This window comes from Variovorax sp. P2_H12 (genome assembly GCF_056403395.1).
Genome location: NZ_JBFUFO010000015.1, coordinates 66,740 through 91,660, shown reverse-complemented (window position 1 = coordinate 91,660; position 24,921 = coordinate 66,740). Strand labels below are relative to the sequence as shown.

18 protein-coding genes are annotated in these 24,921 nt (G+C 66.1%); 7 read left to right on the top strand and 11 right to left on the bottom strand.

The annotated features are described in order from the left end of the window. Nucleotides 1-18: 18 nt before the first annotated feature. Nucleotides 19-3,183 carry an adenylate/guanylate cyclase domain-containing protein gene (locus tag AC1DYK_RS12690; RefSeq protein WP_478166630.1) on the bottom strand — a complete coding sequence of 1,055 codons (3,165 nt, stop codon included), beginning with the start codon at nucleotides 3,181-3,183 and terminating at the stop codon, nucleotides 19-21. A gap of 112 nt (nucleotides 3,184-3,295) precedes the next feature. Between AC1DYK_RS12690 and AC1DYK_RS12685 the strand changes: the two genes are divergently transcribed. Beyond that, on the top strand, nucleotides 3,296-3,967 hold the full coding sequence (locus AC1DYK_RS12685) for a hypothetical protein (protein WP_478166629.1): 672 nt from the start codon (nucleotides 3,296-3,298) through the stop codon (nucleotides 3,965-3,967). A gap of 88 nt (nucleotides 3,968-4,055) precedes the next feature. Here AC1DYK_RS12685 and AC1DYK_RS12680 read toward each other — a convergent pair whose 3' ends face one another. The 4 genes from AC1DYK_RS12680 to AC1DYK_RS12665 are packed head-to-tail and all read right to left on the bottom strand — an operon-like array spanning nucleotide 4,056 to nucleotide 8,074. After that, a complete protein-coding gene (locus AC1DYK_RS12680) occupies nucleotides 4,056-5,303 on the bottom strand; it encodes an alpha/beta hydrolase (protein ID WP_478166628.1) in 1,248 nt (415 codons plus the stop codon). A 49-nt stretch (nucleotides 5,304-5,352) separates the two neighbouring features. After that, nucleotides 5,353-5,919 carry a VOC family protein gene (locus AC1DYK_RS12675; RefSeq protein ID WP_478166627.1) on the bottom strand — a complete coding sequence of 189 codons (567 nt, stop codon included), beginning with the start codon at nucleotides 5,917-5,919 and terminating at the stop codon, nucleotides 5,353-5,355. A 26-nt stretch (nucleotides 5,920-5,945) separates the two neighbouring features. Next, a complete protein-coding gene (locus AC1DYK_RS12670; protein WP_478166626.1) occupies nucleotides 5,946-6,866 on the bottom strand; it encodes a hydroxymethylglutaryl-CoA lyase in 921 nt (306 codons plus the stop codon). A gap of 11 nt (nucleotides 6,867-6,877) precedes the next feature. Further along, nucleotides 6,878-8,074, bottom strand: a complete 1,197-nt coding sequence (locus AC1DYK_RS12665) for a CaiB/BaiF CoA transferase family protein (RefSeq protein ID WP_478166625.1) — start codon at nucleotides 8,072-8,074, stop codon at nucleotides 6,878-6,880. A 171-nt stretch (nucleotides 8,075-8,245) separates the two neighbouring features. Here AC1DYK_RS12665 and prpR point away from each other — a divergent pair, with 171 nt between their 5' ends. Next, entirely contained in the window at nucleotides 8,246-10,177 is a 1,932-nt protein-coding gene (gene prpR / locus AC1DYK_RS12660; protein WP_478166624.1) for a propionate catabolism operon regulatory protein PrpR, read from the top strand. Nucleotides 10,178-10,216: 39 nt separating this feature from the next. Here the strand turns inward: prpR and AC1DYK_RS12655 are convergent, their stop codons facing one another. After that, nucleotides 10,217-11,362 carry a porin gene (locus tag AC1DYK_RS12655; RefSeq protein WP_478166701.1) on the bottom strand — a complete coding sequence of 382 codons (1,146 nt, stop codon included), beginning with the start codon at nucleotides 11,360-11,362 and terminating at the stop codon, nucleotides 10,217-10,219. Nucleotides 11,363-11,771: 409 nt separating this feature from the next. Here AC1DYK_RS12655 and AC1DYK_RS12650 point away from each other — a divergent pair, with 409 nt between their 5' ends. Then, entirely contained in the window at nucleotides 11,772-14,435 is a 2,664-nt protein-coding gene (locus AC1DYK_RS12650; protein ID WP_478166623.1) for a winged helix-turn-helix domain-containing protein, read from the top strand. Between the two features lie 45 nt (nucleotides 14,436-14,480). On the opposite strand, the gene AC1DYK_RS12645 is transcribed toward AC1DYK_RS12650, so the two are convergent. Genes AC1DYK_RS12645 through AC1DYK_RS12635 form a run of 3 tightly spaced genes read right to left on the bottom strand, consistent with a single transcriptional unit; the run spans nucleotide 14,481 to nucleotide 18,123 of the window. Next, nucleotides 14,481-15,812: an amidohydrolase gene (locus tag AC1DYK_RS12645; RefSeq protein WP_478166622.1), complete on the bottom strand. Its 1,332-nt coding sequence runs from the start codon at nucleotides 15,810-15,812 to the stop codon at nucleotides 14,481-14,483. Nucleotides 15,813-15,868: 56 nt separating this feature from the next. Continuing rightward, the gene (locus AC1DYK_RS12640; RefSeq protein ID WP_478166621.1) at nucleotides 15,869-17,017 is read right to left on the bottom strand and encodes an acyl-CoA dehydrogenase family protein; all 1,149 of its coding nucleotides are present in this window, start codon (nucleotides 17,015-17,017) and stop codon (nucleotides 15,869-15,871) included. Nucleotides 17,018-17,019: 2 nt separating this feature from the next. Then, entirely contained in the window at nucleotides 17,020-18,123 is a 1,104-nt protein-coding gene (locus tag AC1DYK_RS12635) for a CaiB/BaiF CoA transferase family protein (protein ID WP_478166620.1), read from the bottom strand. Between the two features lie 300 nt (nucleotides 18,124-18,423). Here AC1DYK_RS12635 and AC1DYK_RS12630 point away from each other — a divergent pair, with 300 nt between their 5' ends. The 3 genes from AC1DYK_RS12630 to AC1DYK_RS12620 all read left to right on the top strand — a co-directional run bounded on the left by AC1DYK_RS12630 (nucleotide 18,424) and on the right by AC1DYK_RS12620 (nucleotide 21,507). Beyond that, the gene (locus tag AC1DYK_RS12630; protein WP_478166619.1) at nucleotides 18,424-19,392 is read left to right on the top strand and encodes a Bug family tripartite tricarboxylate transporter substrate binding protein; all 969 of its coding nucleotides are present in this window, start codon (nucleotides 18,424-18,426) and stop codon (nucleotides 19,390-19,392) included. 228 nt (nucleotides 19,393-19,620) lie between these two features. Further along, a complete protein-coding gene (locus AC1DYK_RS12625) occupies nucleotides 19,621-20,847 on the top strand; it encodes an alpha/beta hydrolase (protein WP_478166618.1) in 1,227 nt (408 codons plus the stop codon). Between the two features lie 129 nt (nucleotides 20,848-20,976). After that, nucleotides 20,977-21,507, top strand: coding sequence for a MarR family winged helix-turn-helix transcriptional regulator (locus AC1DYK_RS12620; RefSeq protein WP_478166617.1), 531 nt, complete (start codon nucleotides 20,977-20,979; stop codon nucleotides 21,505-21,507). Between the two features lie 124 nt (nucleotides 21,508-21,631). On the opposite strand, the gene AC1DYK_RS12615 is transcribed toward AC1DYK_RS12620, so the two are convergent. Then, nucleotides 21,632-22,201 carry a VOC family protein gene (locus AC1DYK_RS12615; protein WP_478166616.1) on the bottom strand — a complete coding sequence of 190 codons (570 nt, stop codon included), beginning with the start codon at nucleotides 22,199-22,201 and terminating at the stop codon, nucleotides 21,632-21,634. A gap of 101 nt (nucleotides 22,202-22,302) precedes the next feature. Between AC1DYK_RS12615 and AC1DYK_RS12610 the strand changes: the two genes are divergently transcribed. After that, on the top strand, nucleotides 22,303-22,902 hold the full coding sequence (locus AC1DYK_RS12610) for an NADPH-dependent FMN reductase (RefSeq protein ID WP_478166615.1): 600 nt from the start codon (nucleotides 22,303-22,305) through the stop codon (nucleotides 22,900-22,902). A gap of 76 nt (nucleotides 22,903-22,978) precedes the next feature. Here AC1DYK_RS12610 and AC1DYK_RS12605 read toward each other — a convergent pair whose 3' ends face one another. Next, nucleotides 22,979-24,619, bottom strand: coding sequence for a fatty acid--CoA ligase (locus AC1DYK_RS12605; protein WP_478166614.1), 1,641 nt, complete (start codon nucleotides 24,617-24,619; stop codon nucleotides 22,979-22,981). Nucleotides 24,620-24,921: the final 302 nt, after the last annotated feature.

Here is a 24,921-nt window from a genome sequence, read left to right as displayed (position 1 = left end):
AAGCTCCTTCCGGCAGGTTCAGCAGAGAAACGGAAGCACCATCAGGGCGTCGGGTTCGAGGCCGGCGCGCTCGCAAACGGCCTGTGCCTTGGCCAGATAGGTCTCGGCCTGCGCCATGCGGCCGGTGTCGAGGTACAGCGTCGCCAAACCATCGTAGCAGGGAAAGAGAAGCTGGGGCTCGTCGATCTGCTCGGCCAATTGCAACGCCTCGTTGTAGGACAGGAAGGCGCGCGCATGGTCGCCGTGGCATTGATAGATCTGGCCCAGCACGATCAGCGGCACCGCCAGGTGATCGAGCAGGCCGAGCCGGCGGTCGAGGCTGGCGGCGGCGCGCGCGGCCTCGATGCCTTCGGCTTCGCAGCGGTTGGTCAGCGCGCAATAGGCGACCGCGAGATTGGCATAGAGCCGCGACTGGAAGCCGAGATCGCCGACCTTGCGCGCGGTCTCGAGTCCGCGCAGGCAGGTCTCGATGCTGCGCTGCGGATCGAGCGACGCATACAGCACCCCGAGGTTGGTGTAGCCCCGGCAGGCCGCCTGCAGCAGTTGATGGGCCTCGGCCTGGGCGACGCTGCTCTCGATCTGCGCCACCGCCTCGGCAGGCCGGCCTAGCCGCGCCAGCGCGACGCCGAGCGTGTTGCAGGCCTCGGCGCGCACCACGGTGGCCTCGCGCTCGCGCCCGAGCGCGTCGGGGGGCAGTTCGGCCAGTGCGCGCTGCGCCAGCGTCAGGGCGGTGGGGCTGTCGCCGGCGCGGAAGGCGAGCCGGCCCATTTCCTGGAACAGATGGGCGCGCTCGATCGGATCGCCGTCCGGGCCCAGGCCTTCCAGGCCGGCACTGAAGCAGGCGCCGGCGCGCTCGCGCTCGCCGGCTTCCCAGTGCAGCCCGCCGATCTTGCGCAGCGCGCGCGCGGCCCGCACCGGGTCGTGCTGCTGTTCGGCGCCGCGCTGGACGAGGTCGTACTGCGCCAGCGCCTCGGCGCGCCGGCCCTGGAGCCCGAACAGGTCGGCCAGGCGCTCGCGCGCGTCGAGCGTCGCGGCCTCGATCGCGGACACGGCGGCCGGCGTGTCCGCCGGGGCCTCGGCCAGCGTGCGCAGCGCGCGCTCGTAATGGCGAATGGCGTCGTCGTTGGCATAGACGGCGCGCGCGCGGTCGCCGGCGGCCAGCAGGTAGTGGGCGCCGCGCGCCTTGTCCGGCGACAGGCTCCAGTGGTGGCCGAGAGCCTCGAGTTCGGCCAGGCGGCGCGGGCTGCGGGCCTCGCCATCGGCACTCGGCTCCCGATCCGCAAGAAACGTCGCTTCCAGGGCCTGGCCCGCCCGCTGGTGCAGCGCGGTGCGCCGCGCCAGCAGCAGGTTCTGATAGGCGACCTCGTGCAGCAGCGCGTGCGTGAAGCGCCAGCGGGGTCCGCTCGCCGCCCCGGCCCGGATCAGATCGGCCGCCGCCAGCCGGCCCAGCGCTGCTTCGGTCGACGGCGGGTCGCTCGCGATGCGCTGCAGCAGCCCGGCATCGAACTCGGCGCCCAGCACGGCCGCCTCCTGCAGCATCCGGCGGTCCTGCGCGTCCAGCCGGTCGATGCGCGACAGCAGCAGGCCGTACAGCGTCGACGGGACATCCACCGCCTCGTGCGTGGCCTCGCAGACCCAGCGCTCGCCCTGGCGCACCAGCAGGCCGCAGCCGGCCAGGCTGCGGACGATCTCCTCGACGAACAGGGGGTTGCCGCCGGCGCGCGCTGCCACCAGTTCGCGTACGGGCGCCAGGCCGTCGTCGGCCGCGGCGCCCAGCAGGTGGCTCACCAGCGCGCCGGCGTCTTCATCGTTCAAGGGGCCCAGCTCGACGATCGAATGCTCGGCCCGCAGCGGGCGCAACGCACGGGCGTCGGGGCGCTGCGCGGCCAGCAGCATCAGCGGCCGGTCGGCCAGCTGGTCGATCACCTCGCGCAGCAGGTCCATCGACGCCGCATCGGCCCATTGCATGTCGTCGATCACGATCATGACCGGCTGCCGGGCCAGCCTTCGCTCGAGCAGCGCGCGGGCCGCCAGCGTGATCTGGCGCTGCAGCTGCTCGGGGTCGATGTCGCGCGGCCCCGGGTCCTCGATCCCGAGCAGGTGGCCCACCACCTGTTCGACCGCATCGACCTCGTCGGTGTCGGCGCCGAGGGCCTTCAGGCCCTCGTTCAGCTTGCGTCGGGCGACTTCCAGCGAGTCGGCGGCGTCGACCCGGTAGACCTCGCGGAACAGCGCGCCGAAGGTGCCGTAGGTCGGCTCGCCGTGCGACGAGCAGGTGGTGCGGCGCACGCCCGTCGCCGCCAGCCGGGCGTCGCTTTCGAGCCGCTGGAACAGCTCGGCCAGCAGGCGCGACTTGCCGGCGCCGGCTTCGCCGACGATGCTGACGAACTGGGCCCGGCCGCCCTGCATGCGGTCGAACGCGGCCACCAGGCGATCGATGTCTTCACCGCGCCCGACCAGCGGCGCCACCAGCCCGAGTTCGGCGAGGCCGCGCGCGGAAACCGCATCGGTGCGCAGGCCGCGCAGGCAATGGACCCGCATCGGCCGCGCCTTGCCGCGCAGCGCCAGTTCGGCGGCCGGCTCGAAGTCGAAGCGGTGCCGCACCATCGCGTGGGTCGCTTCCGACACCAGCACCGTGCCTGGCAACGCGGCGGTGAGCAGCCGCGAGGCGGTGTTCACCGTGTCGCCGGTGACCGCATAGGCCCCACCGGCGCCGCTGCCGAGGCTGCCGGCAACCACCGCCCCGGTGTGGACGCCGATGTGCAGCGTCACCGGGCGGCCGAGGCGCGCGGCCCACTGCAGGCTCAGCCGCTCCACGCGCTGCATCATGTCCTGCGCGGCCTCGAGGGCGCGCAGGGGGTCGTCCTCGTGCGCGCGCGGGGCGCCGAACACCGCCATCACGGCGTCGCCGACGAATTTCTCGACGAAGCCGTCGCAGTGTGCGATGGCCTGCGCCAGGGTCTCGAACAAGGCGTTCTGGAAGCTGCGCACGGTCTCGGGGTCGAGTTGCTCGGCCAGCGAGGTGAAGCCCGTCAGGTCGGCGAACAGCACGGTGACCTGGCGGCGATCGGCCACCGGTTCGGGCTCCGCCGGGCGAGGATCCGCCAGCCGCTGCCCGCAGTGCGGGCAGAAGGACGAGGAGGGCGGCACTTCGGCGCCGCAGCCGGTACAGGTCGTGGTCATCGCGAGTCCCGAGCCCGGATGCTGCGCCAGTTCGGGCGCGCGCGCCMCCGGGGCGCCCCGGTGGCGGCGTTCCCAAGGCCGGCGGAATCCGCCATGATGACCGCCCGCCACCATGGAATTCCTCAAGTTCATCCGGTCACTCGAAGCGCTGCTGTACGAGGCGATGGCATGGCTGGTCTTCTATCCCCGCACGCTGTGGCGCGTGCTGCGCCATCCGCTGGGGCTGGCGGCGCGGGTGGAGACCGAGATGAGCGAGAAGGCCGAGGACCCGTTCGACGACCTCGTGAGTCCGCCGCTGTTCCTGGTGCTGTCGATCCTGCTGGCGCACGCGCTCGAGATCAGCCTGTACGCGAGCCTGGCGCCGTTCACTTCGGGGATATCGAAGGAGCTGCCGTCTTCCGACACCAGCCTGCTGATCTTTCGCGCGCTCACCTTCAGCCTGTTTGCGCTGCAGATGGCGTGCGGCCTGCTTCGGCGGCAGCGGCGGGAGATCGATCGGCAGACGCTGCGGCAGCCGTTCTTCCTGCAGTGTTTCTTCGCTTCGCCTTTCGTGGTGACGCTCTCGATGGCGTCGGTGTCCGGCCGGCTCGGCTTTCAGCTCCCGGCCGCCGTGCTGGCGATCGGCGCGCTCGCCTGGTACCTCGGCGTCGAGGCGGAATGGTTTCGCACCCGCCTGGGCATCGGCCGCCTGCGCGCCTTCGGCATCGCCTGCAAGCTCGCGCTCTTCGTCTTCCTTCTGGCCTTCGGCATCGCGTTCCTGACGCTGGGACCCGCGGCGCAGTGAGGGGTGCCGATGTCCGCACCCGAGGCGCTCATCACGATGGACGGTGCCCTGACGCCGATGGTGGTCGGACCGTCCAGGGCGACGTCGTTCAGTCAGTGAAGCAATGACGGGTTGCCCATCGCTTGACGTGACCTAGGCACTCCTGCATCAACTCCGGCTGTCCCAGGTAGTAGTGGGTAGCACCCTGGATCTGGACGAACTCCTTGTCGGGTGTCGCGAGCGCACTTCGGATGATGGGGTTGTGGGTGGCCGGGACAGCGTCGTCGGCCTGGTTCTCGATCTGGAGCACCGGCGTGCGGTGGATGCGCGCCGCGTTGACCGCGCCTTTGATGTTGGAATGGTCGAAGGACCATTGCGACAGCCAACTGCGCAAAGTCGAGAAGCGTGCAATCCCCGCCGGTCCGTTGTTGACCACCCGCGGATCGCCCAGGTAACACCAGTTGGCTCGACGCCCGTTGGGATCGACCTTGGGGTCGAGCCAGCGCACGTCGCACATGGTCCGGTGCACCACGAAGCCACGCTCCTTCTCCACGCCGCCTCGGTTGAGGCGCTCCAGCGTCTCCAACACCCAATGGCTGATGCGCCGATTGCGGTCGATCTGGGCCTGGCGAAAGCGGGCCACGAACTCGCTGTCGTAAGACGGCTGGTGCGGGCATTGCGGATCGTAGATGTCCATCTCCAGCAGGCGATGGTCCGGGTCCAGTTCGTCGGTGATCGAGGGGTCCAGCCATCCCGTGAGCGTCTCGGCCCGACTCAGGTGAGCTGCGATGAAGATCACACCGTCGGCGGGCGGCAACCGGGCGCTTGTCAGGTCGTAGAGGTCGCCGGCAGGTGTGTGGGTGACCGTGGGAGACTCGGCCTGCGCCTGGTAAAAAAGCGACAGTGAACCGCCGCCGGACCAGCCGACCAGGATCACTTTCTCGTAGCCCCAGACCTCGCGTGCTTCGCGAACGTGCACGCCCATGTCGAAGGCGACCTTCTCCATGATCAGCGCAGAGTCGTTCTTCGGGTAGCGGCTGCCGGCGCACAACACGTGCATGCCGGCCTCGGCCATGGCGATGGGCATCTGCAGCATCTCGCAGGTGGCAGCGGGGTGCATGAAGACGTACAGCACCTTGGATTTGACGCCGCGCGGAATCATCAGCTGACTTTGCAGGATCACCTCGCCCTGGGTGCCGCTGAAGCCATAGGTCTCCGCCATGACGATCGACTCCTTGAAGCGCAGGATCACCGGGATGCGATCGAACGCATGGCGGGCCTGGCCGTCGGGCTTCGTTGCGGCGCCATCGTGAGGCGCCTTCGGAGCGGCCGGGGAAGTGGTGGTAGCTTGGTCCATGGTGTGAGGTCCTTGAGGGCAAAGAGCAGCCTTGCAGTCGGCGCCACCTTCAATTGGTCGCAGCCACCGGGTTTCGGGCACGCCAGTCGCTTTTTTCTCGGATCCAGTTGGCGTGATTCGAATGCGCGGACTCGCGTTCGCGACGGGCGAATTCCTCTGTTTCCGTCGCAGTCGTCAGCTCGAGGCGAAGGCCATTGGGGTCCATGAAGTAGATGGATTCGACAAATTCGTGATCGATCGGCCCCATCACTGCCACGCCGGCGGCCTGGAGATTGGTTTTTGCCGTCTGCAGTTCCGCCAGCGAATCCACGCGAAGCGCGAGATGGTTGGTCCATGGCTGAGGTGTCACCAGCGCCGGATCGTCGGGCGCCTCGAGCAGATCGAAGAAGGCGAGGAACGAGCCGTCCGTCATCTGGAAGAAGAAATGGCTGTAAGGGCAGCGCGCGCCGCTGCCGCGCAGGTTTTCGACTCGGATCACGTGCACCAGCGGGCAACCCAGAATGTCTTCGTAGAAGTGGCGGGTTTCTTCGGCATCTCGGCAGAAGTATGCGAAGTGGTGCACGCCTTGGATGGGTACGCCGAGACGAGACGTGGGCGTGGGGGTATTGAGTGACATGTTCGTGTCTCCGCGTGTTGTGCCGGTCAAGGTCGGCGTTGTGGTTGAACTTCCCGTCGCTGGCGCAGCCAGCGAATGGAGCGCCCGCCCAGCGGGCGCTGCAGTTGCGCCTCGGCGTAACGCACGGCATCCAGGAGCCCGTCCGTGGCGATGCCTGTCGCAAAGCCGCTGCGCTGCGCCATGAGCACCAAGTCCTCGGTGGCGACGTTGCCGGCGGCGCCGGGCGCGAAGGGGCAACCGCCGATGCCGCCAACGCTGGCATCGAAGCGGCGCACTCCCGATTCGAGCGCGGCCCAGGCGTTGGCGACGCCCATGCCGCGCGTGTCGTGGAAATGGACGGCGAGCTGCTCCACCGGCACCACGTCTCGCAGCGCACGCAGGCGCTCCTTCACCTGTCCCGGCGCGGCGGACCCGATGGTGTCGGCGATCACGATTTCGCCGGCACCTGCGGCGTGCATGCACGCAGCGAGTCGCGTCACCTCCGACAGGGGGGTCTCGCCCTCGAAGGGGCAGTCGAAGGCCACCGCCACGTAGGCGCGTGTGCGCAAGCCGAGACGCTGGGCCTCTGCGAGGGTCCGCGCGCTGACCTCGGTGGCTTCCTGCAGCCCCATATGGATGTTCCTGCGGTTCATGGTCTCCGTGGCCGAGAGCACCACGGCGATCTCCTGTGCCCCGGCCGCATGCGCGCGTTCCAGGCCTTTCAGGTTTGGCACCAGCACCGAGCTGCGCAACTGCGGCAGCGCTTCATTCAACCGGCAAACCAGTTCGCTGGCATCGGCCATCTGCGGCACCGCCTTGGGCGACACGAAGCTCGTGGCCTCCACGCTCTGCACGCCAGCGGCTGCCAGCAGGCGGATCAACTCCAGCTTGGATTCCGTGGAGAGGTGCAGCTGCTGGTTCTGCAACCCGTCTCGCGGGGCGACGTCCGTGATGTGGATTCTTTCCATCGCGCGGCCCCTCAGGCGATCGCGCCGTCGCGCCGCAGGCGATCGAGTTGTTCCGCCGAGTAGCCGGCGAGTTCGGACAGCACGCCTTGCGTGTGCTCGCCCAGCGCGGGCGGGCAGGAAAAGGGCTTCGCGGACGCGGCGGAGAGTTTGATGGGATTGCCCGGCATGCGCAGGGTCTCGCCGGTCTTGAGCGGCACCTCGACCACCATGTCGCGCGCACGCACCTGCACGTCGTTGAGAGCCTGCTCGAAGCTGTTGACCGGGCCGCAGGGAATGCGAGCGGCATGCAGGCGCTCGAGCCAACAGGCGGTCGATCGCTTCTGGAGTTCGGCGCGGACCAGCGCATCGATCTCTGCCTTTGCCGCGTAGCGCGCAGGCTGCTGCAGGTACTCGGGCTTGCGCAGGGCCGGCAGGTCGATGAAGTCGACGAAGCGTTCGAAGAACGGATCGCCGATGCACGCGATGATGATGTGTCCGTCGGCCGTCGGATAGCTGTTGTAGGGCACATGCACGAAATGCCCGTTGCCGATGCCGGCGGGCAGATGGCCGGACATCAAATGCATGGTCGCCATGTAGTTGAGCAGGGAGATCTGTACATCCAGCATCGAGATGTCCACATGCTGGCCGCGGCCGGTGTGCTCGCGCTCGGCCAGCGCCGCCAGCACGCCCATGGCCCCGAACATGCCGCCGCCGAGGTCGCCGATCGGGATGCCACTGCGCGTGGGGCCGGTCTCGGGGGTGCCGGTGATCGACATGCCACCGCCCATGGCCTGCACCACCTGGTCGAAGGCCGGGCGGTTGGTTTCGGGGCCGGTCTGGCCGAAGCCGGTGACCGAGCAGGTGACGATTCGCGGGTTCACCTGCGCCAGCGACGCGTGATCGATGCCCAGCCTTGCCGTCACGCCGACGCTGAAGTTGTCGAACACCACGTCGGCCTGCCGCACGAGGTCGAGAAACACCGCCTTGCCAGCCTCGCTCTTGAGGTCGACGCACACGCTTTCCTTGTTGCGGTTGAGCGTCAGGTAATAGGCGCCCATGCCGTCGCGGGCGTAGTCGGGGTCCTTTTCCAGCAATCGCCGCGTGCCCTCGCCGGCGCCGGGTGGCTCGACCTTGATGGTGCGCGCTCCCAGGTCTGCCAGGAGCATGGTGCCGTAGGGGCCCGAGAGCATGTGGGTCAGGTCGAGGATGGTGATGTGTTCGAGTGCCAAGGCGATGTTTCCAAAGAGCGCAGTCCCTCTTCGTGTTGCATGAGGCATGCCAACCGCTGATGAGCCCGTAACGTGTTGATTTTCAAAGACTTGTTGAAAGTGACGCTTTGATTGAAGGTTTCATGCGACATTAGTGAAACGCTTGAACGTTTCATTGAGACACCGAATCCCATGGCCGCCAAACCCCTTCATCGAACGCGCCTGCCCCGGCTGTGCTTTCTTGGCTACCGGCAGATCCGTGAACTCGCCATGCCCGTGGTCATGGAATACGTCGGGCGCGCGGACATCGAAGTGGTGGACGGCACCTTTGACGGCGCGTTGGCGATCGCGCGAGATCGCGTCGAGCGCGGCACGGTCGACGCGTTCGTCAGCGCCGGCTCCAACGCCAGCATCCTGCGGGCGGGACTGGAGGCGCCGGTGGCAACGATCCAGCTTGACGGCTTCGATCTGTTGCAGGCGCTGATCAAGGCGCGCCGCATCTCGAGCCGCGTCGGCGTGGTGACGTACGGCCAGATCATCCCTGAGCTGGACGCAATCAAGGATCTTCTCAACCTCGAGATCCAGCAGCACGCCTACCAGACACCGGAGGACGCCCGCGAGCAATTCGAGCAGTTGCGCCGCGACGGATTCGACGTCATCGTGGGCTCGAGTCTGGTGGTCGAACTGGCCGAAGAGGCCGGGTTGCATGGCTTCCTGGCCTATTCGCTGGCCAGCATCCGCAAAGGATTCGAGGATGCCGTCGAGCTGGCGCGGGTGGCCCAGCTCGAGGCAGGTCGCTACGAGCAGCTCAACAGCGTGCTGCACAACCTGCAGGAGGCCGTGCTCGCCGTCAACCGGGACAACTGCATCATCGCGGTCAATCCGCCCATGCAGCAGCTGCTGGGCACGCCGCATCGCCCCTTGCTGGGCCAGCGCCTGGACCTCCTGGAGCCCGAACTGTCCCTCCAAGCCACTTTGGATACGGGCACCGAAGCGCGTGCCGCGGTGCAGCGCTATGCCCGCCGCGACTGGATCGTCAACCGCACCCCCATTCGCGAGCATGGCGAAATCGTGGGCGCGGCCATCACGCTGTACGACGCGCGAACCATCCACGAGGCCGATACCAGCCTGCGGATTCAGCAGCGTCGCCATCAGAATGCCGCGAAGTACGGCTTCGCAAGCCTGGTCGGTCAAAGCCCCGTCTTCGTTCGCGCCGTCGCCACGGCGCGCCGCTTCGCAAAGACCGATCTGGGCGTGCTGATCGTTGGCGAGAGCGGTGTCGGCAAGGAGCTCTTCGCCCAGGCGATGCACAACGAAAGCGCACGCGCCGACCGGCCTTTTGTCGCGGTCAATTGCGCCGCCTTTCCGGAAACGCTGCTGGAGAGCGAACTGTTTGGCTATGAGGAAGGTGCGTTCACCGGATCGCGCCGCGGCGGCAAGCGCGGACTCTTCGAGACAGCCCACACGGGCACCTTGTTCCTGGACGAAATCGGCGACATGCCGCTGTCGCTGCAGACCCGGCTCCTGCGCGTGCTGCAGGAGCAGGAGATCACCCGCCTTGGTGCGACGGCCCCCGTTCCCGTGGATGTGCGCGTGATCGCCGCCACGCATCAGCCACTGGAGGAGATGATCGCAGCGCGGCGATTTCGGCAAGACCTCTACTACCGCATCAATACCCTGCGCCTGAGCATTCCGCCCCTGCGAGAGCGTGGTGACGACATCGCCGAGCTTGCGCAGGCCCGCGTGGAGCGTTGCCTCCATCGACTGGGCTCTCGCATGGACGCCGTGGGCGCGCTCGCACCGCTGCTGCCCCGCTTCGTCGCGTGCGACTGGCCGGGCAATGTGCGAGAGCTGGAGAACATCTGCGAAAGAGTCGCCGTCTTCCTGCTGCAGTTCGAGCGACTCGAAGACATTCCCTATGACGAACTGCGGCTCGACTGTCCCGAACTGTTCGAGAAGCATCCGCCTGCGACACAGCCACTGCGCGAACGCGTTCAGGAGGCCATTCGCATTTGCGAAGGCAATCGCCAGCGTGCTGCTCGGCATCTCGGCGTCAGTCGCTCGACGCTGTGGCGTTGGCTACGCGAATTGAAGCTCGATGCAAAGCCGCATGAAAGCGCCTGATGGCGCTTGGAGGATCCGTCGCCAACTGGCTGCTTCGAATCAGAAGTTGTGCCGGATACCGAAATCGTAGCCGGTCGAGCTCTTTGGCTGGGTGCTGAACAGGCCCCACACAGTCATGGCACCGCCATCCTTGTCGTGCACATAGCCCACCGTCGCATACAAGGCCGTACGCTTCGACAGGTTGTACACGTAGCCGAGGGCCCATTTGTAGGCGGACGGGTTGCTGACGCCGACGCGGTTGAAGTCGTATTTGACCTGGGCGTAAGTCGCGCGAATCAGGCCAGGACCCACGGGCACGGTCGCACCAATCAGATAGCCCTTCAGATCGATGTCATGCACGGGGTCTGTCGGAGTGACCTTGTAATCGACGTGGGCCTTGGAGTCCGTGTATTCAGCGGAGAGCTTCACGACGCCGAAGTCGTACGAAGCGCCGAGGTTGAAGTTGTCCACCGAGGTGGTGGTGCCGACGAAGAAGTTGTCGCCGATGGTGTTCTGGCTGTAAGAAGCAGCAACGTCCAGCGGGCCGCTGGTGTACCCGAAGCGGCCGCCGGCGTAGCGGCCAGCGCGCTGAGTGTTCGGTGTGTTTGGCGTCAGGGCGCCAGGATCGAACTTGGTGGCTTCGGGGAAGGAGTACATCAGCTGGCCATAGAAACCACCGAGACCCGGGGGCAAAAAGTAGCCGACGCTGTTGCTGGCGCGAATGTAGTTGTTGCCGCCACTGCCGGCGATGCCGTTGTTGTTGAACGGGGTGTTGGCCATCAAGAGCAGGTTGCCTCCCGACCCGATGGTGTAGAACGGATCGAAGACCACGTCGTTCCATACAGTCGGCGTGTAGTCACGGCCGAGGCGGACTTCACCGAGGATTCCCGACAGGCTCACCGTCGAACGACGGTTGAAGAACTGGACCGCCGATCCGGCGCGGCCATCGTCGTTGTTCAGTTGCGACTCGAGCCAATAACTGGCGGCCAGGCCGCCACCGAGGTCTTCCGTGCCACGAAAGCCCAGACGGCTCGAACCGAGGCCCGAGTTCGACAGCGCCCACTGGCTGGTTGTCACGCCGGAAGTGCTTTCGTTGCGGTAGTAGCTGACGGCAGCGTCCAGAGTGCCGAACAAGGTGACGGACGACTGAGCTGAGGCGACACCCACGAGGTTCAGTGCAGCCAGAGCAATTAGCGTTTTTTTCATTTCAAGTTCTTCAAGTTTGGATAGAGATGCCTGGCACCCTTGTCTCCCCCTGTCCGCCGAGCCGGCTTCCTCATGGGAAGCTGGCGCGATGGCACGCCAGACTTGTTTCATCTGGACTCCAAAGCCCTGTGAACTGCGACTGAAGTCGCTGTTCGTTGCAGGTCTCAATGGGATGGCGCTGCTGACGGGGGACTCTAGGCGGGGGCCTTCCCGCTGGGCATCGTCGGTTCAGACGGATTCCATTGCCTGGGTCCGCGGTGCAATTCGTCGCATGCGACTAGGTGTTTTTCCGAGGGCGCGCTGGAGCGGCTTCCAAAAACGATTAGAGGCCTTAGAATCCGACGCCACTCTTCGCCAGCAGTTGTCCATGTCGTCGCCCCCATCTGCCACTCTGGCTCGCGAGCGTGCGTTGGCGCACGCCGGCAAGTTCGACCTCCCGGGTTCCAACGCCTCACTGGTGCATCGCCAAGTGGTCACCGACCGCGTCGAGCGCGGCGCCGCTGCCAAACTGGTGCTGGTGCGTGCGCCCGCTGGCTTTGGCAAGACCACGGCATTGCGCCAGATTCACGAACAGCTGCAGGCGCGCGGCATCGCGACGGCATGGATCACGCTCGACGCGGCCGACAACGACGTGCCCCGCTTCCTCAGTTGTCTGGCGGAAGCCGTAGCCCGTCTGCAGATCGCCGACGATGGGCAAACCAGAGGCGATGCTGATGCGGTTGCGCTGCTCGAGCGAGAGGGGCCCCCATTTGCACTGTTCCTGGATGAATTCGAGGTCCTGCAGTCTCCCGCCGTGCTGGCGCTGCTGCGCGAGATCGTCGCGCGCTTGCCGCGCAACGGGCGGCTGGTGGTCGGTTCGCGCCACCTGCCCGATCTGGATCTCGGCCGGTTGCGCGTGCGCGGACAGTTGATGGAGATCGACGTCGAGGCATTGCGTTTCAGCGTGGAAGAGACGCGCGAGTTCCTGCAGGCGCGTGGCCTGCCGGCGCTATCCCACGACGTGCTGGAGACACTGCACGCACGCACGGAGGGTTGGGTCGCGGCGCTCATGCTTGCTGCCATCACGCTCGAACGCCACGACGATCCGGCCAGCTTCGTGCACCGACTGTCCGGCGGGAGCGGCGTCATCGCCGAGTACCTGGCCGAAGACGTGCTCGGCCGCCAGCCACCGGAGGTGCGCGATTTCCTGATGCGCACCAGCATCCTGCGGCAGTTGAGCCCTTCGCTGTGCCAGGCGTTGCTGCCGCGTACCGACTGCGCACGCATGCTGGCGCACCTGCATGCATCCAGCCTGTTTCTGCTGCCGGTCGAGACCGATGCTGTCGAGCCTCGTTACCGCTTCTACAGCCTGTTCGCCGCATTCCTGCGGGCCCAATTGGCCCGCGAACATCCGGATGAAGTCGTGCGGCTGCACTTGGCCGCCTCTGCATGGTACGAATCGGCCGACCGACCGGTATCCGCCATCGATCATGCGATCGAAGGCGGGGATTTTCCGTATGCGTTGACGCTGCTGTCACGCACGGCGCAGGGCTTTCTGGAAGAAGGGCGCATGCGGTTGCTGGCGCGCTGGTTCGCTGCCATCCCGCGCGCTCAGTTGCGCCAGCATCCGCTGATGCAGGCCATGGAAATCTGGGCGGTCCTGTTCACCCAGGGTCCGGCCGAGGCCCACGCCTTGCTGTTCGACAGCGGCATCGCGACGAGCGACGACACCATCATCGGTGCCCACGTGAATGCGCTGCGTCCACTGTTGCTCGCCATGGCTGACCGCTATCCCGAGGCCAACGATCTGGGCCGCGAGGGCCTGGCACGGCTGCCGACCGCGGTGCGCTTTGCAGACACCGTCTTGATCAATTGCATGGCGCACGTCACGGCGGTGTTGGGCGAGACACGCGAGGCCCAGCGGCTGCTCGATTCGGCCCGCAGCGCGCAGTACGGCAGTGGTTTCAACCGCATGTACACCGAGTCGACGGAGGGCATGCTGGATTTCCAGCGCGGCATGTTCCGCCAGGCCATGGCACGCTTTCGGATCGCGGTGGGCAGCACGCGCTCCAGCTCGTACCGCTATACCGGCGGCAATGCGTGGGCGGGCGTTCTCTACGCGAGCGCGATGTACGAGGCCGACGACCTGGAGTCGGTCGAAAGTCTGCTGAACGTCTACTTGCCTCTGGCCCGCGATGTCGGGCTGCCGGACCACATGATCGAGTGCCACGCGATCCGCTCGCGACTGCTTTTCGGGCGCGGCGACGTCGATGGCGCGTCGCGCGTGCTGACCGAATTGGAGTCCCTGGGTCACCTGAGAAAACTGCCGCGGGTGGTGGCGTCGGCCAGACTCGAGCGAGCCTGCATGCTCATGCGTCAGGGCAATGCGTTCGGCTCGCGCGCCGAACTGGAGCGCAGTGACGACCGTGAAGTATGGGATCGGGTGGCGCGTCAGCGGCTCCCGGCGCACGAGCTGCTGGACATCGGCATCGGTTGGTTGCGCTGGGAGGTTCAGTTCGGCGATGCGGCTGCGGCAGCCCGGCGCATCGAGGCCGAACTGCCGATGGCGCACGCCGAGTCGCGCATCCGTCGAGCGCACAAGCTTCGGGTGCTGTGGGCGGTGGCACTATGGCGCCAGAACAACGCCCAGGCTGCCGCCGACGCGATGGCCGAGGTGCTGCTGGCGGGCAGCCGCGAGGGCTTCGCGCGATTGATCCTCGATGAAGGCGCGGCCGTCGTGGGCCCCATTCAGGCGGTGCTGCAGAACCTGAGCAAGGCCTGCCGGCCGGAAGATCCTATCCTGCTGGAGTACGTGCAGCGCTTGCTCGCATCGCTGGGCGGCGACGCGCTGGCTGGTGAATCAGGCCCGGCACCAGCGACGCAAGCCCCTTGGCGGGGAGAGCCCATTACCAACAAGGAGTTGCGAGTGCTCAAACTGGTGGCGGAAGGCTACTCGAACGGTGCGATGGCCGAGAAGCTCTTCATCGCCGAAAGCACCGTGCGTACCCACCTTCGCAGCATCAACATCAAGCTGGCGGCCCAGAATCGCACCCAGGCGGTGTCGATCGCGCGCCGGCACGGCCTGATCGGCTGAGAGGACCGGCGCGGCGATACGCCACGCCGGTTCAGGCGCGCCGACTTACGGCTGCGGCGCCATCGCCGTCAGCACCGCCAGGCTCATCGCCACCACGCTGGTCTTGATCGAGGGCTCGGGCACCGGCGCGAAGGAGGGCGAGTGGTTGTAGGGGACCGGCTTGCCACCGGGCTTGCGCGAGGCCGCCAGGTCATCCGGCGAGGCGGCGCCGACAGAGAACATCATGCCCGGAACGCCGGCGTTGAGGAACTCCGAGAAGTCCTCGCTGCCGCCGAACGGCGGTACTTCGACCACGTTGGCGTTGCCCAGCGCCGCCTTCAGCGCGGCCGCGGTGCGGGTAGATACGGCGGGATCGTTGATGACGGCCTTGCCGCCGGACACCAGCTCCACGACCGGCTCGGGCGCGTCGCCCATCATGGCGGCGGCGTTCGCCGTGCGGCGGATGCCGGCCAGCACCTTCTCGCGCACCTCGGGCTTGTAGGCGCGGATGGTGCCGCGCAGCACCACCGTGTCGGGAATGATGTTGCCCACGGTGCCGCCCTGGATGGCGCCGACGGTGACCACGCCGAACTCGGCCGGGTCCTTCTCGCGGCTGATCACCGTCTGCACGTCGGTGACGAAGCGCGCGGCGATGGCGATCGGATCGATCGTCTTGTCCGGCGCCGAGCCATGGCCGCCGCGACCCTTGAAAGTGATCTCGAGCGAATCGGAGTTGGAGCTGCCCGGGCCGATCATGTAGCCGATGGTGCCGTAGGGCAGGGGCGAGACGTGCAGCGCCAAGGCGTAGTCGGGCTTGGGAAAGCGCTTGAACAGTCCGTCGTCGATCATCGCCTTGGCACCCGACACCGTTTCCTCGGCCGGCTGGGCGACGAACATCAGGGTGCCCTTCCACTGGTCCTTCATCGCCAGCAGGGTGCGCGCGGTGCCGACCCAGCTGGCCATGTGCACGTCGTGGCCGCAGCTGTGGGCGACGAAGGTCTCGCGGCCGTTGAACTGGGTCTTGGCCTTGCTCGCGTAAGGCAGGCCGGTCTTCTCTTCAATCGGCAGGGCGTCGAGTTCGGTGCGCACCAGCACGGTGGGGCCGGCGCCGTTCCTGTAGATGGCGACGACGCCGGTGCCGCCGACCTTCTCCGTCACCTCGAAGCCGAGCTTGCGCATCTCCTCGGCCAGCTTGGCGGCGGTGCGCACTTCCTGGAACGCGAGTTCAGGGTGGGCGTGGATGTCCTTGTAGAGCACCTCGAGCGAGGGGTACATGCCGGACACGATGGGCGCCACCTGCTTGTGCAGGGAAGAAGCAGTCTGGGCCCCGGCCCCGGCGGTGACGCACAGCACTGCGCTGGCGACGGCGCAGCGACGGAAAAAGGAATTCCATAGCATTCTGTAGTCTCCATGTGTTCCCGCTACGCAACGGGTTGTCGATCGAAGCGGCTGGCTCAGAGCGACCGCGCGATCACTTCCTTCATGATCTCGCTCGTGCCGCCATAGATTCGCTGCACGCGGGCGTCGGTGTAGAGGCGGCTGACCAGGTACTCGTCCATGTAGCCGTAACCCCCGAAGAGTTGCACGCACTCGTCCACCACCTGGCCCTGGGCTTCCGAGGCCCATAGCTTGGCCATCGAGGCGGTGGCGGTGTCCAGGTCGCCGGTGAGCAGGCGCTGGACGCACTGGTCGACGAAGGCCCGGCCGACCATGATCCGGGTGGCGATCTCGGCCAGCTTGAAGCGCGTGTTCTGTTGCTCCACCAGCAGCTTGCCGAAGGCCTGCCGCTCTCGCACGTAGTCCAGTGTGGCCTGGTAGGCGCCCTCCATGGCAGCCAGCGCGATCACGCCGATCGCCAGGCGCTCGTAGGGAAGGTCACCCATCAATTGGTAGAAGCCTCGGCCCTGAATTCCGCCGAGCAGGTTCTGCCCGGGCACCTCGACGCCGTCGAAGAACAGCTCCGAAGTGTCTTGGGCCTGCATGCCCATCTTGTGCAGGACGCGCCCGACGCGGTAGCCCGCCGCGCCTTCCGTTTCCACGATCAGGATCGACATGCCGCTGGCGCGCTGCGACGGGTCGGTCTTGCAGACCACCAGCACCAGCCCGGCCAGCAGGCCGTTGCTGATGAAGGTCTTGCTGCCATCGATGCGCCATCCGGTGGCTGTCGGCGTGGCCCGTGTCCGGATGCCCTGCAGATCCGAGCCGGCGCCCGGCTCGGTCATGGCGATCGCGCCCACCAACTCGCCTCGCGCCATGCGCGGCAGATAGCGCCGCTTCTGGTCGTCTGTGCCGTGGTTGAGGAGGTAGTGAGCGACGATGCTGTGCACCGAAATGTTCATGCCGCTGAGCGCTCGGCGTGCCAGTTCCTCATAGACGACCGCCTCATGGCGGAAATCGCCACCCCCGCCACCCCATTCCTCCGGGATGTCGGTACACAGCAGGCCGAGCTCGCCGGCCTTGCGCCAGACCGCAAGCCCGACGTTGCCGTCGCGCCTGGCCTGGGCGTCGCCCGGCGCGAGTTCGGCATGGATGAAGCGTACGACCGTGTCGCGGTACTGTTCCAGGTCCGGGTCGGACCAACTGCGCTGGAGATCGATGGGCATGATCAGGCGCCTGCGCAGGCGGCGGGTCGCCGCGCACCCCAGTCGTCCAGCGCCACGGCCAGGTCAGCGCTGCGGCCGGCGCGCGGCGTTTCCGCGGGCGTACGCGAGAAGCGCGGCGCCGGGGCCGGCTGCACGACGTCGCCTAGCGTGACGAAGGTGCCGCGCGCACGGTTGTGCGGATGGGCCGGCGCCTCGTCCCAGTCAAGCACCGGCGCAAAGCAGGCATCGCTGCCTTCCAGCACCGAGCACCACTCGTCGCGGGTGCGCGTGCGAAAGACATCGGCCAAGCGCAGCTTCATCAGCGGCCATTGCGAGCGGTCCATTTGCTGCGCGGCGAAGGACTCGTCCAGCCCGCACAGCTCGCACAAGCGGCGGAAGAATTGCGGCTCGATGGCGCCGATGGCGACGAACTTGCCGTCGGCGCATGCGTAGGTGTCGTAGAAGTGCGCCCCGCCGTCCAGCAGGTTGCCACCGCGCTCGCCAGACCATTGCCCGGCCGCCTTCAGGCCATAGAACAACGAGGACAGCAGCGCGGCGCCGTCCGTCATTGCCGCGTCGACGACCTGGCCGCGGCCCGAGTTGCGCGCTTCATTCAGGGCGGCCAGCAGGCCCACCGCCAGAAGCATGGCGCCCCCGCCGTAGTCGCCGATGTAGTTGAGTGGCGGGGGCGGCGCCTCGCCTGGGCGGCCGATGGCATGCAGCGCGCCACTCAGGGCGATGTAGTTGATGTCGTGGCCGGCGGCGGCGGACAAGGGGCCGGTCTGGCCCCACCCGGTGATGCGGCCGTAGACCAGGCGCGGGTTGAGGGCGTGACACTCGGCAGGGCCCAAGCCCAGGCGCTCCATCACTCCCGGTCGAAAACCTTCGACCAGAAAGTCGGCCTGGGCAATCAATGCGAGCGCATCTTCGCGGGCTTCCGGCTGGTGCAGGTCGAGCGTCAGGCGGCGTTTGCCGCGTCCGGTCACTTCGCCCGGGCCTCCCGGGCCTCCCGGGCGGTCGATGGAAATGACGTCGGCACCGAGATCGGCGAAGAGCATGGCGCAAAAAGGCCCCGGCCCCAATCCGGCCATCTCGACCATTCGCAATCCTGTAAGCGGTCCAGCCATCCATCCCTCAACATGTCAGTCGTTGTTGCCTGGCACGCGCGGCAGCGCACCAAGGTCGGCGTGAAGCTCACGTCGCAGGTACGGATGCTCGCCGCGCGCTCCGGCGGGCGCCATCGTCGGATTCGACGAATTTGGCCGGTCGGATCACGGTGATCGAATACGTCGCAACGGACGATGGGTTGCCGAAAGGCGCGGTCCTACACTGAATGCAGCCGGGTCAACCCTTGGCGGTGTCCTGGCGCTACTCGGCCTTCTTCACTGCCATTGGCTCACGATTGACTTTGGAGAAGGAGACGCTGAATGAGAAAACGCACTTTCGTCAAACTGTTGGGCGCATCGGTCTTGCCAACCATGACATCGCTGACGCGTAGCCAGGAGCGCTGGCCCGTGCGCCCGATCAAGATCATCGTTCCCGTGACGCCCGGCGGCACGGCCGACGTCATGGCGCGTGAGTTCGGCCGACGGCTTGGTGAACGTGTCGGGCAGCCTGTCGTGGTGGAAAACCGACCCGGCGCGAATGGCATTCCGGCCACGGTGGCCGTGGCGCGCGCGCCAGCGGATGGCTACACGCTGATGCTGACCTTTACCCAGCACGTCCAGAATCCGGTGCAGTTCAAGGATGTCGGATACGACCCGATCGCCGATTTCACGCCGTTGTGCCGCATTGGCGCGGCGGCGACGGTGCTGGTCGCCCGCACCGCCCTGGGGGCCAACTCCGCCACGGAGCTGGTGCGGTTCGCGCCCGGCAAAGGACTGACTTTCGGCACCACGGGGCTCGGTCCCCAGGTGATCCTCGAGGTGTTCAACAAGTCGTCCAAGCTGGGCATGCTCAACGTGCCCTACAAGGGCGAAGCGCCGGCGCTGACCGACCTGGTGGGTGGCCAGATCGACTTGGCGCTGCTGACGGTAGCCACCGCGCGCGCGCACATTCAAAGCGGAACGCTCAAGGGCTTGGCCGTCATCGCGCCCGGGCGCGCACCCTCGCTGCCCAGCGTGCCCACATTCTTGGAACAGGGTTTCAAGGAGGTCAACTGGACGGGTGGATGGTATGCCTTCATGGCACCCGCCAAATTGCCGCCTGACATTGCCGCCAGGCTGGTCAAGGAGCTTCACGCCATTGGCGAGGATCCCGCCATGCGCAAGACGCTGGACGACCTGAATATCACGATGAACTGGATGGACGGCCCGGAGTTCCAGCCGGCCATGAAGCGCGACATGGAGACCTGGCGGTCGATGGTCCAGCGCTCGGGCGTGGTGATCGAACGATGATGCAGCGCGCCATGGCAATCGCATCGAGGGCGCCGCGAAGATGCTGCCGGACGAGGACGACGGATGTGAACCTTCGCGGCGTTTGGCGCGCCGCGCAGGCCATGGACTCCGGCCATACTGCTGCACAGGCGCAGCGAATTCAGATACTTTGACGAGGACCCCATGACTGCTTCCCGACTGCTTTCCGCCACTTACTGGCGCGCCAGCTGGATTCGCTTTCGCGAGCCAGTGAACGAGTTCGCCCAATGCGAACCTGTGCTCCTGAACACCCACGATGGCGTGCAGGTGAGGGGACTGCACTGGACACCCCGGTCGAACCCGCGGCCCAAGGTGGCCGTGATCGCGGCGCATCCGCGGGTGGACTTTTCGCAGCACTATGCCTTCCCGGCGTTGCTTCGCGCCGGCTACGCCTGCGTCGGCGCCAACCTGCGATCGATCAACAACGACCTGAACTGCGTGCACGAGCAACTGCTCATCGACCTGGCGGCTTACGTCAACTGGCTGCGCGACGAGTGCGGCGTGGAGAAGGTCGTGTGGCTCGGCAATTCGGGCGGCGGCACGCTGGGCTGCTTCTACCAGCAGCAGGCCAAAGCCAAGCCTTCCGAGCGCCTGCGCAAGACGCCGGCCGGGCGGCCGGTGCCATTGGCCGATATCTCGATGCCTGCGTTCGACGCGATGATGATCTCGGCCGCGCATCTAGGCCAAGGATTGGTGCTCAGCCAGACCATCGATCCGTCAGTGGTCGACGAGCACAACCCCATGCTGACCGATTCGTCGCTGGATATGTATGACCCGATCAACGGTTTCCAGCCGGCCCCGCAGTGGACGCGATACGACCCCGAATTCGTGCTTCGCTACCGCCGCAAGCAGCTGGAACGCGTGGCGCGGATCGACGCACTGGCCCATTCGCTGATCGACGAGCGCAGCCGCGGCGAGGATCTGTGCAACTGGCCGGGCTTCGAGAATGCCCCGCAGCATTTGCAGCGTTCTGCCGTCCAGCAAGCGACGTTCACGCCGGTGATCACGACCTACCGCACCATGGCCAACCTGAACTACGTGGACAACAGCATTGATCCGAGCGAGCGGGGCTACGGCAGTCTGTTGAGCGACCGGCCCGACATCATGAATTTCCAGCTGCTCGGCTTCGGACGGCTGCAGACACCAGACGCGTGGCTGTCCACCTGGTCGGGGCTGAGCAGCAATGCCAATGTCCTGAAAACGGCCCCGTCCGTGACCGAACCAGTCGCTGTCGTTCATGCCGGCCGCGACCTCGATGCGTACCCGCAGCACACGAAGGGCATCATGGATTCGCTGGCGAGCACCGACAAGACCTTGTTTGAATTTCCCCATCGGCTGCACTATTTCGAGCCGGATGGCGACGAGCCGCAAGATGCCGGCGCGGCCGAGCAATTGGCAAAGCTGCTGCCTTGGCTCCAGGCGCGTTTCCCGCTATGAGCGCCGACGCTGCAAGCTGATTTTCTTCTCGGGAGCTCGGCCGCGCACGTGGCCGGGCAGGGTCCGAAAATCGCGCAACAGTGAATCGCGCCAAGCCATGGCCTGCGCGCCTCTGAGAAAATAGCGCGCATGTCCAAACTCACAGCGGCGCGTGAAGCCGAAATCTCCGGTCGATTGCTCAAACATTGGCATGAGGCGGTTCCGAATGACCGAATGGCGCACTTGGTCAAGGACACCACTCGCAGCTTTCTGAGATCGCTGCAAGCGCGGCTGGTCACGCACGGCGTGTCTCTCGGGCACTGGACCTTCCTGCGGATTCTCTGGGAGCACGACGGCCTCACTCAGCGCGAGCTCAGCCAGGAAGCGGGCGTCATGGAGCCGACCACGCTCATCGCGTTGCGCGCGATGGAATCACTGGGCTACATCCGGCGAGAGCACATGGCGGGAAACCGGAAGAATCTGTACGTCTACCTCACCCCGGCCGGCAGAGCCCTGAAGAAGAAGCTGGTGCCGCTGGCCGAGGAGGTCAACGGCCTGGCGATGCGCGGCCTCGACGAGGCGGCCATCGCAACCACGCGTCGCGCCATGCTTGTGATGCTGGACAACCTTGCCCGCGACGACCTGGTGTCGGATTCTCATACCGACAACGGAGCGCCGTAAGCAGCTCAGCCGATCACGCGCATCGAGATATCAACGGCACGCACGTCTTTCGTGAGATTGCCGATCGAGATGCGGGCACGCTGGCTGCAGGGCAGAGCCCCGCCCTTTCGTGCTGCTGTCGGCCTTACGCGCTTTGCGGGATGCCGAGGCGAGTCAGAATCCGCTGCGTGACATCACGCTCATAGGATTCGTCGAGATCACGCGTCCAGGCTGCAAACTCCAGGCAGGCACCGTCAGGATCGAAAAAGTACACCGAGCGAACGTAGACGTCATCCGTGAGGGTTTCGGTGGCCCCTTTGGCAGAGTTGTCGTGATTGAGGACGCGGGAAACCTCGACGCCCTTCTGTGCAAGGCGCGCGACATAGGCATCGAACTTGTCCGCCGGGACGTTGAAGGCGATGTGGTTCATCGAGCCGTGCGCCGAAAGCCACGATCCCTGACCTGGCAGCGCAGCGGGTGCAGCGACTCCCGGATGCGCCTCGGGCGCCACCGGAAACCAGAAGAAGGCGATCTTGTCGCCGTTGCCGATGTCGAAGAAGAAGTGAAGCCCTCCGTTGGGCAGGTCGATGACCTTGACCAGCGGCATGCCAAGCACGTCGCGGTAGAACTCGACCGTCCGGCGCATGTCCTTGCAGACCAGCGCCAAGTGATTGACGCCGCGAATGTCGAACTCAGTGTTCCCATTGGTTGTCATGTGATGTTCCTCTTGATATGGCCGATGTCTCGGGGTGCAATCAGCCGGATTATTATGTAGTCGACTAAGCAAACTTGCAATAAACTTAGGACTCTATTGATATGGGTGAATCGATGTCGACAGTTAAGTTGCTCTCCTTTTCCGGCAGCCTGCGAGCTGGTTCGTTCAATCAGACGCTAGTCAATCGCGCGGCAGATGTCGCGCGTGAGATGGGGGCCGTCGTGACGCAGATCGACTTGGCGGACTTCCCGTTGCCGCTGTACTCGCCCCAGATCGAGGCGGCCGGCTTTCCGAGCGCTGCGCGCGAACTCAAGGCCTTGTTCGTCAGTCACTCGGGATTCCTGATCGGATCGCCCGAATACAACGGATCCGTTTCCGGGGTTCTGAAGAACGCGATCGACTGGGTGTCCCGACCCACTGATGGCGAGGGACAGACGGCGTGCCGCGCATTTCGAAACAAGATCGCTGGCGTCATGTCTGCATCGGTCGGCCCCTTTGGCGGCTTGCGAGGCCTTCAGCATCTGCGCCAGATCCTGGGCATCCTGCATACGCTCGTGGTTACCCAGCAGGTGTCTGTTCCTTTTGCCGACAAGGCATTCAATGGCGACAAGCTCATTGATCCGCTCCCGGAACAACTCCTGCCGATCCTCGTGGGGCAAGTGACCCAGTTGGCTCGCGCGACGGCCCAGGTGCCTGCGTGATGAATCTGCGGGCATCCCGCTGCGAGGCGAGATGCCCTTGGTCAAGTTGCAGCATGGTGTGTTGCCGCGGCCTTCCTCATCCCGCAAGGCTTGCGTAGCGTTCGCGCAAGCGCTTCTTGTCGAGCTTGCCGACACTGGTCTTCTCGATCTGGTCGACGAACTGGAAGCGCTCCGGAATCGCATAGGACGGGAGGGCGCCGGTAGCGACCAGCGCGCGCAGGTGCCGCCGCAGCTCGGCGCCGTCGAGCGCACCCGCCTGCCGGGGCACCACCAGGGCCAGCGGCCGTTCACCCCATTTGGCGTCAAACACACCGATCACGGCCACCTCGTACACGCCGGGGTGCCCGCTGATCGCGTTCTCCAGCGCGATCGACGAGATCCACTCGCCGCCGCTCTTGATCACGTCCTTCTGCCGGTCGACCAGGTGCAGGTAGCCCTGTTCGTCGAACTGCCCGATGTCGCCGGTGTGCATCCAGCCGCCTTCCCACAGCGCTGCGCCAGCGTCGGGATTCTTCAGATAGCCCTGCGTCAGATAGGGCGCGCGCACCACCACTTCGCCAACGGACGTGCCGTCCACCGGCACCGATTTCATGCCGGCGTCGACCACTCGCACCTGCGACAGGAGGACCGGCATGCCGGGCGTCAGGCGCACATCGATCTCGTAGTTCCGTCGGGCTTCGTGGTCGGCCATGTCCTCGGCGGCGTCCGTCTTGATCTGCGCCAGGGTCAGCAGCGGGCAGCTCTCCGACATGCCGTAGCCGCTGTACACGTCGATGTTGCGTGCCAGCGCTTGCTGGCACAGCGCACGCGACAGGGCGCTGCCGCCGATCAGGATCTTCCAGCCGCCGAAATCTGCGTCCTGCGCCTCGGGCGCGGACAGCACCATGTGCAGCACCGTCGGCACACAGTGCGAAAAGGTGACGCCTTCCTTCTTCGCCAGGTTGACGAGCATCGAGGGCTCGTACCGGCCTGGGTAGACCTGCTTCCACCCGCACAACGTCGCGATGTAGGGGTAGCCCCAGGCATGCGCATGGAACATCGGCGTCAATGGCATGTACACGTCATTGCGCGAGAAGCGGCCATTCTCGCCGGCCTGCGACACCGTTGCCAACACGGTCAGGCAATGCAGAACGAGCTGGCGATGGCTGAAGTACACGCCCTTGGGCAGCCCGGTGGTGCCGGTGGTGTAGAACAGCGTGGCACGCGTGTTTTCGTCGAAATCGGGAAACTCGTGCGTCGGATCGCCCTCGGCCAGCAACGCCTCGTACTCGCCGGCCCAGTCGAACTGCGGCGGCACCTGGCCGTCGTCGGCCAGGCAGATGAAGCGCTTGACGCGCGGCAACTGCGCGCGAATCTCCTCGATCAAGGGGATGAAGTCGATGTTCAGCAACACCGTGTCTGCCTCGGAGTGGTCGAGCGTGTAGGCGATCTGCTCGGGCGACAGGCGGATGTTGGTCTTCATCAGGGTCGCACCGAGCATGGGCACGGCGAAGTAGGCCTCCAGGTAGCGATGGCTGTCCCAGTCGAGCACCGCCACGGTGCTGTCAGGCCCGACGCCCAGGCGCGTGAGCGCGCTGCCCAGCCGGCCGATGCGTTCGACGAGGGTGGGGTAGCCGAAACGCAGGCGGTCGCGGTAGACGATCTCCTTGCGCGAGCGCTGGGCGATCGGCGTGACTAGAAGTTGCTTGATCAGCAAAGGAAATGCGTACGGATTCATGGGTCTGCGCTCTTGTGCTGCCAGGGCGGTCCATTGTGCTGCCCTCGAACGAGCGACTGTAGGACTGGTCGTTGCGCGGCGGCATCGTCGGATTCGACGATTCGAGCCGGCAGGAGTGGCGCGTCAGCGGGTGGCCTCGGACGGCCCTGGCGGCTGAAACATTCGGCGGAACCGTCGGAAGCGACGACCGCATTTGCTGCTGGCAAACCTATAGTCATCTCGGATGAATTTGCAAGTCGGCGAGAAGCGGCCCTTCCCCCTTGGGCTGGCCGCCGCGAAGCTCGGCGGAAGTGCCCAGGCGC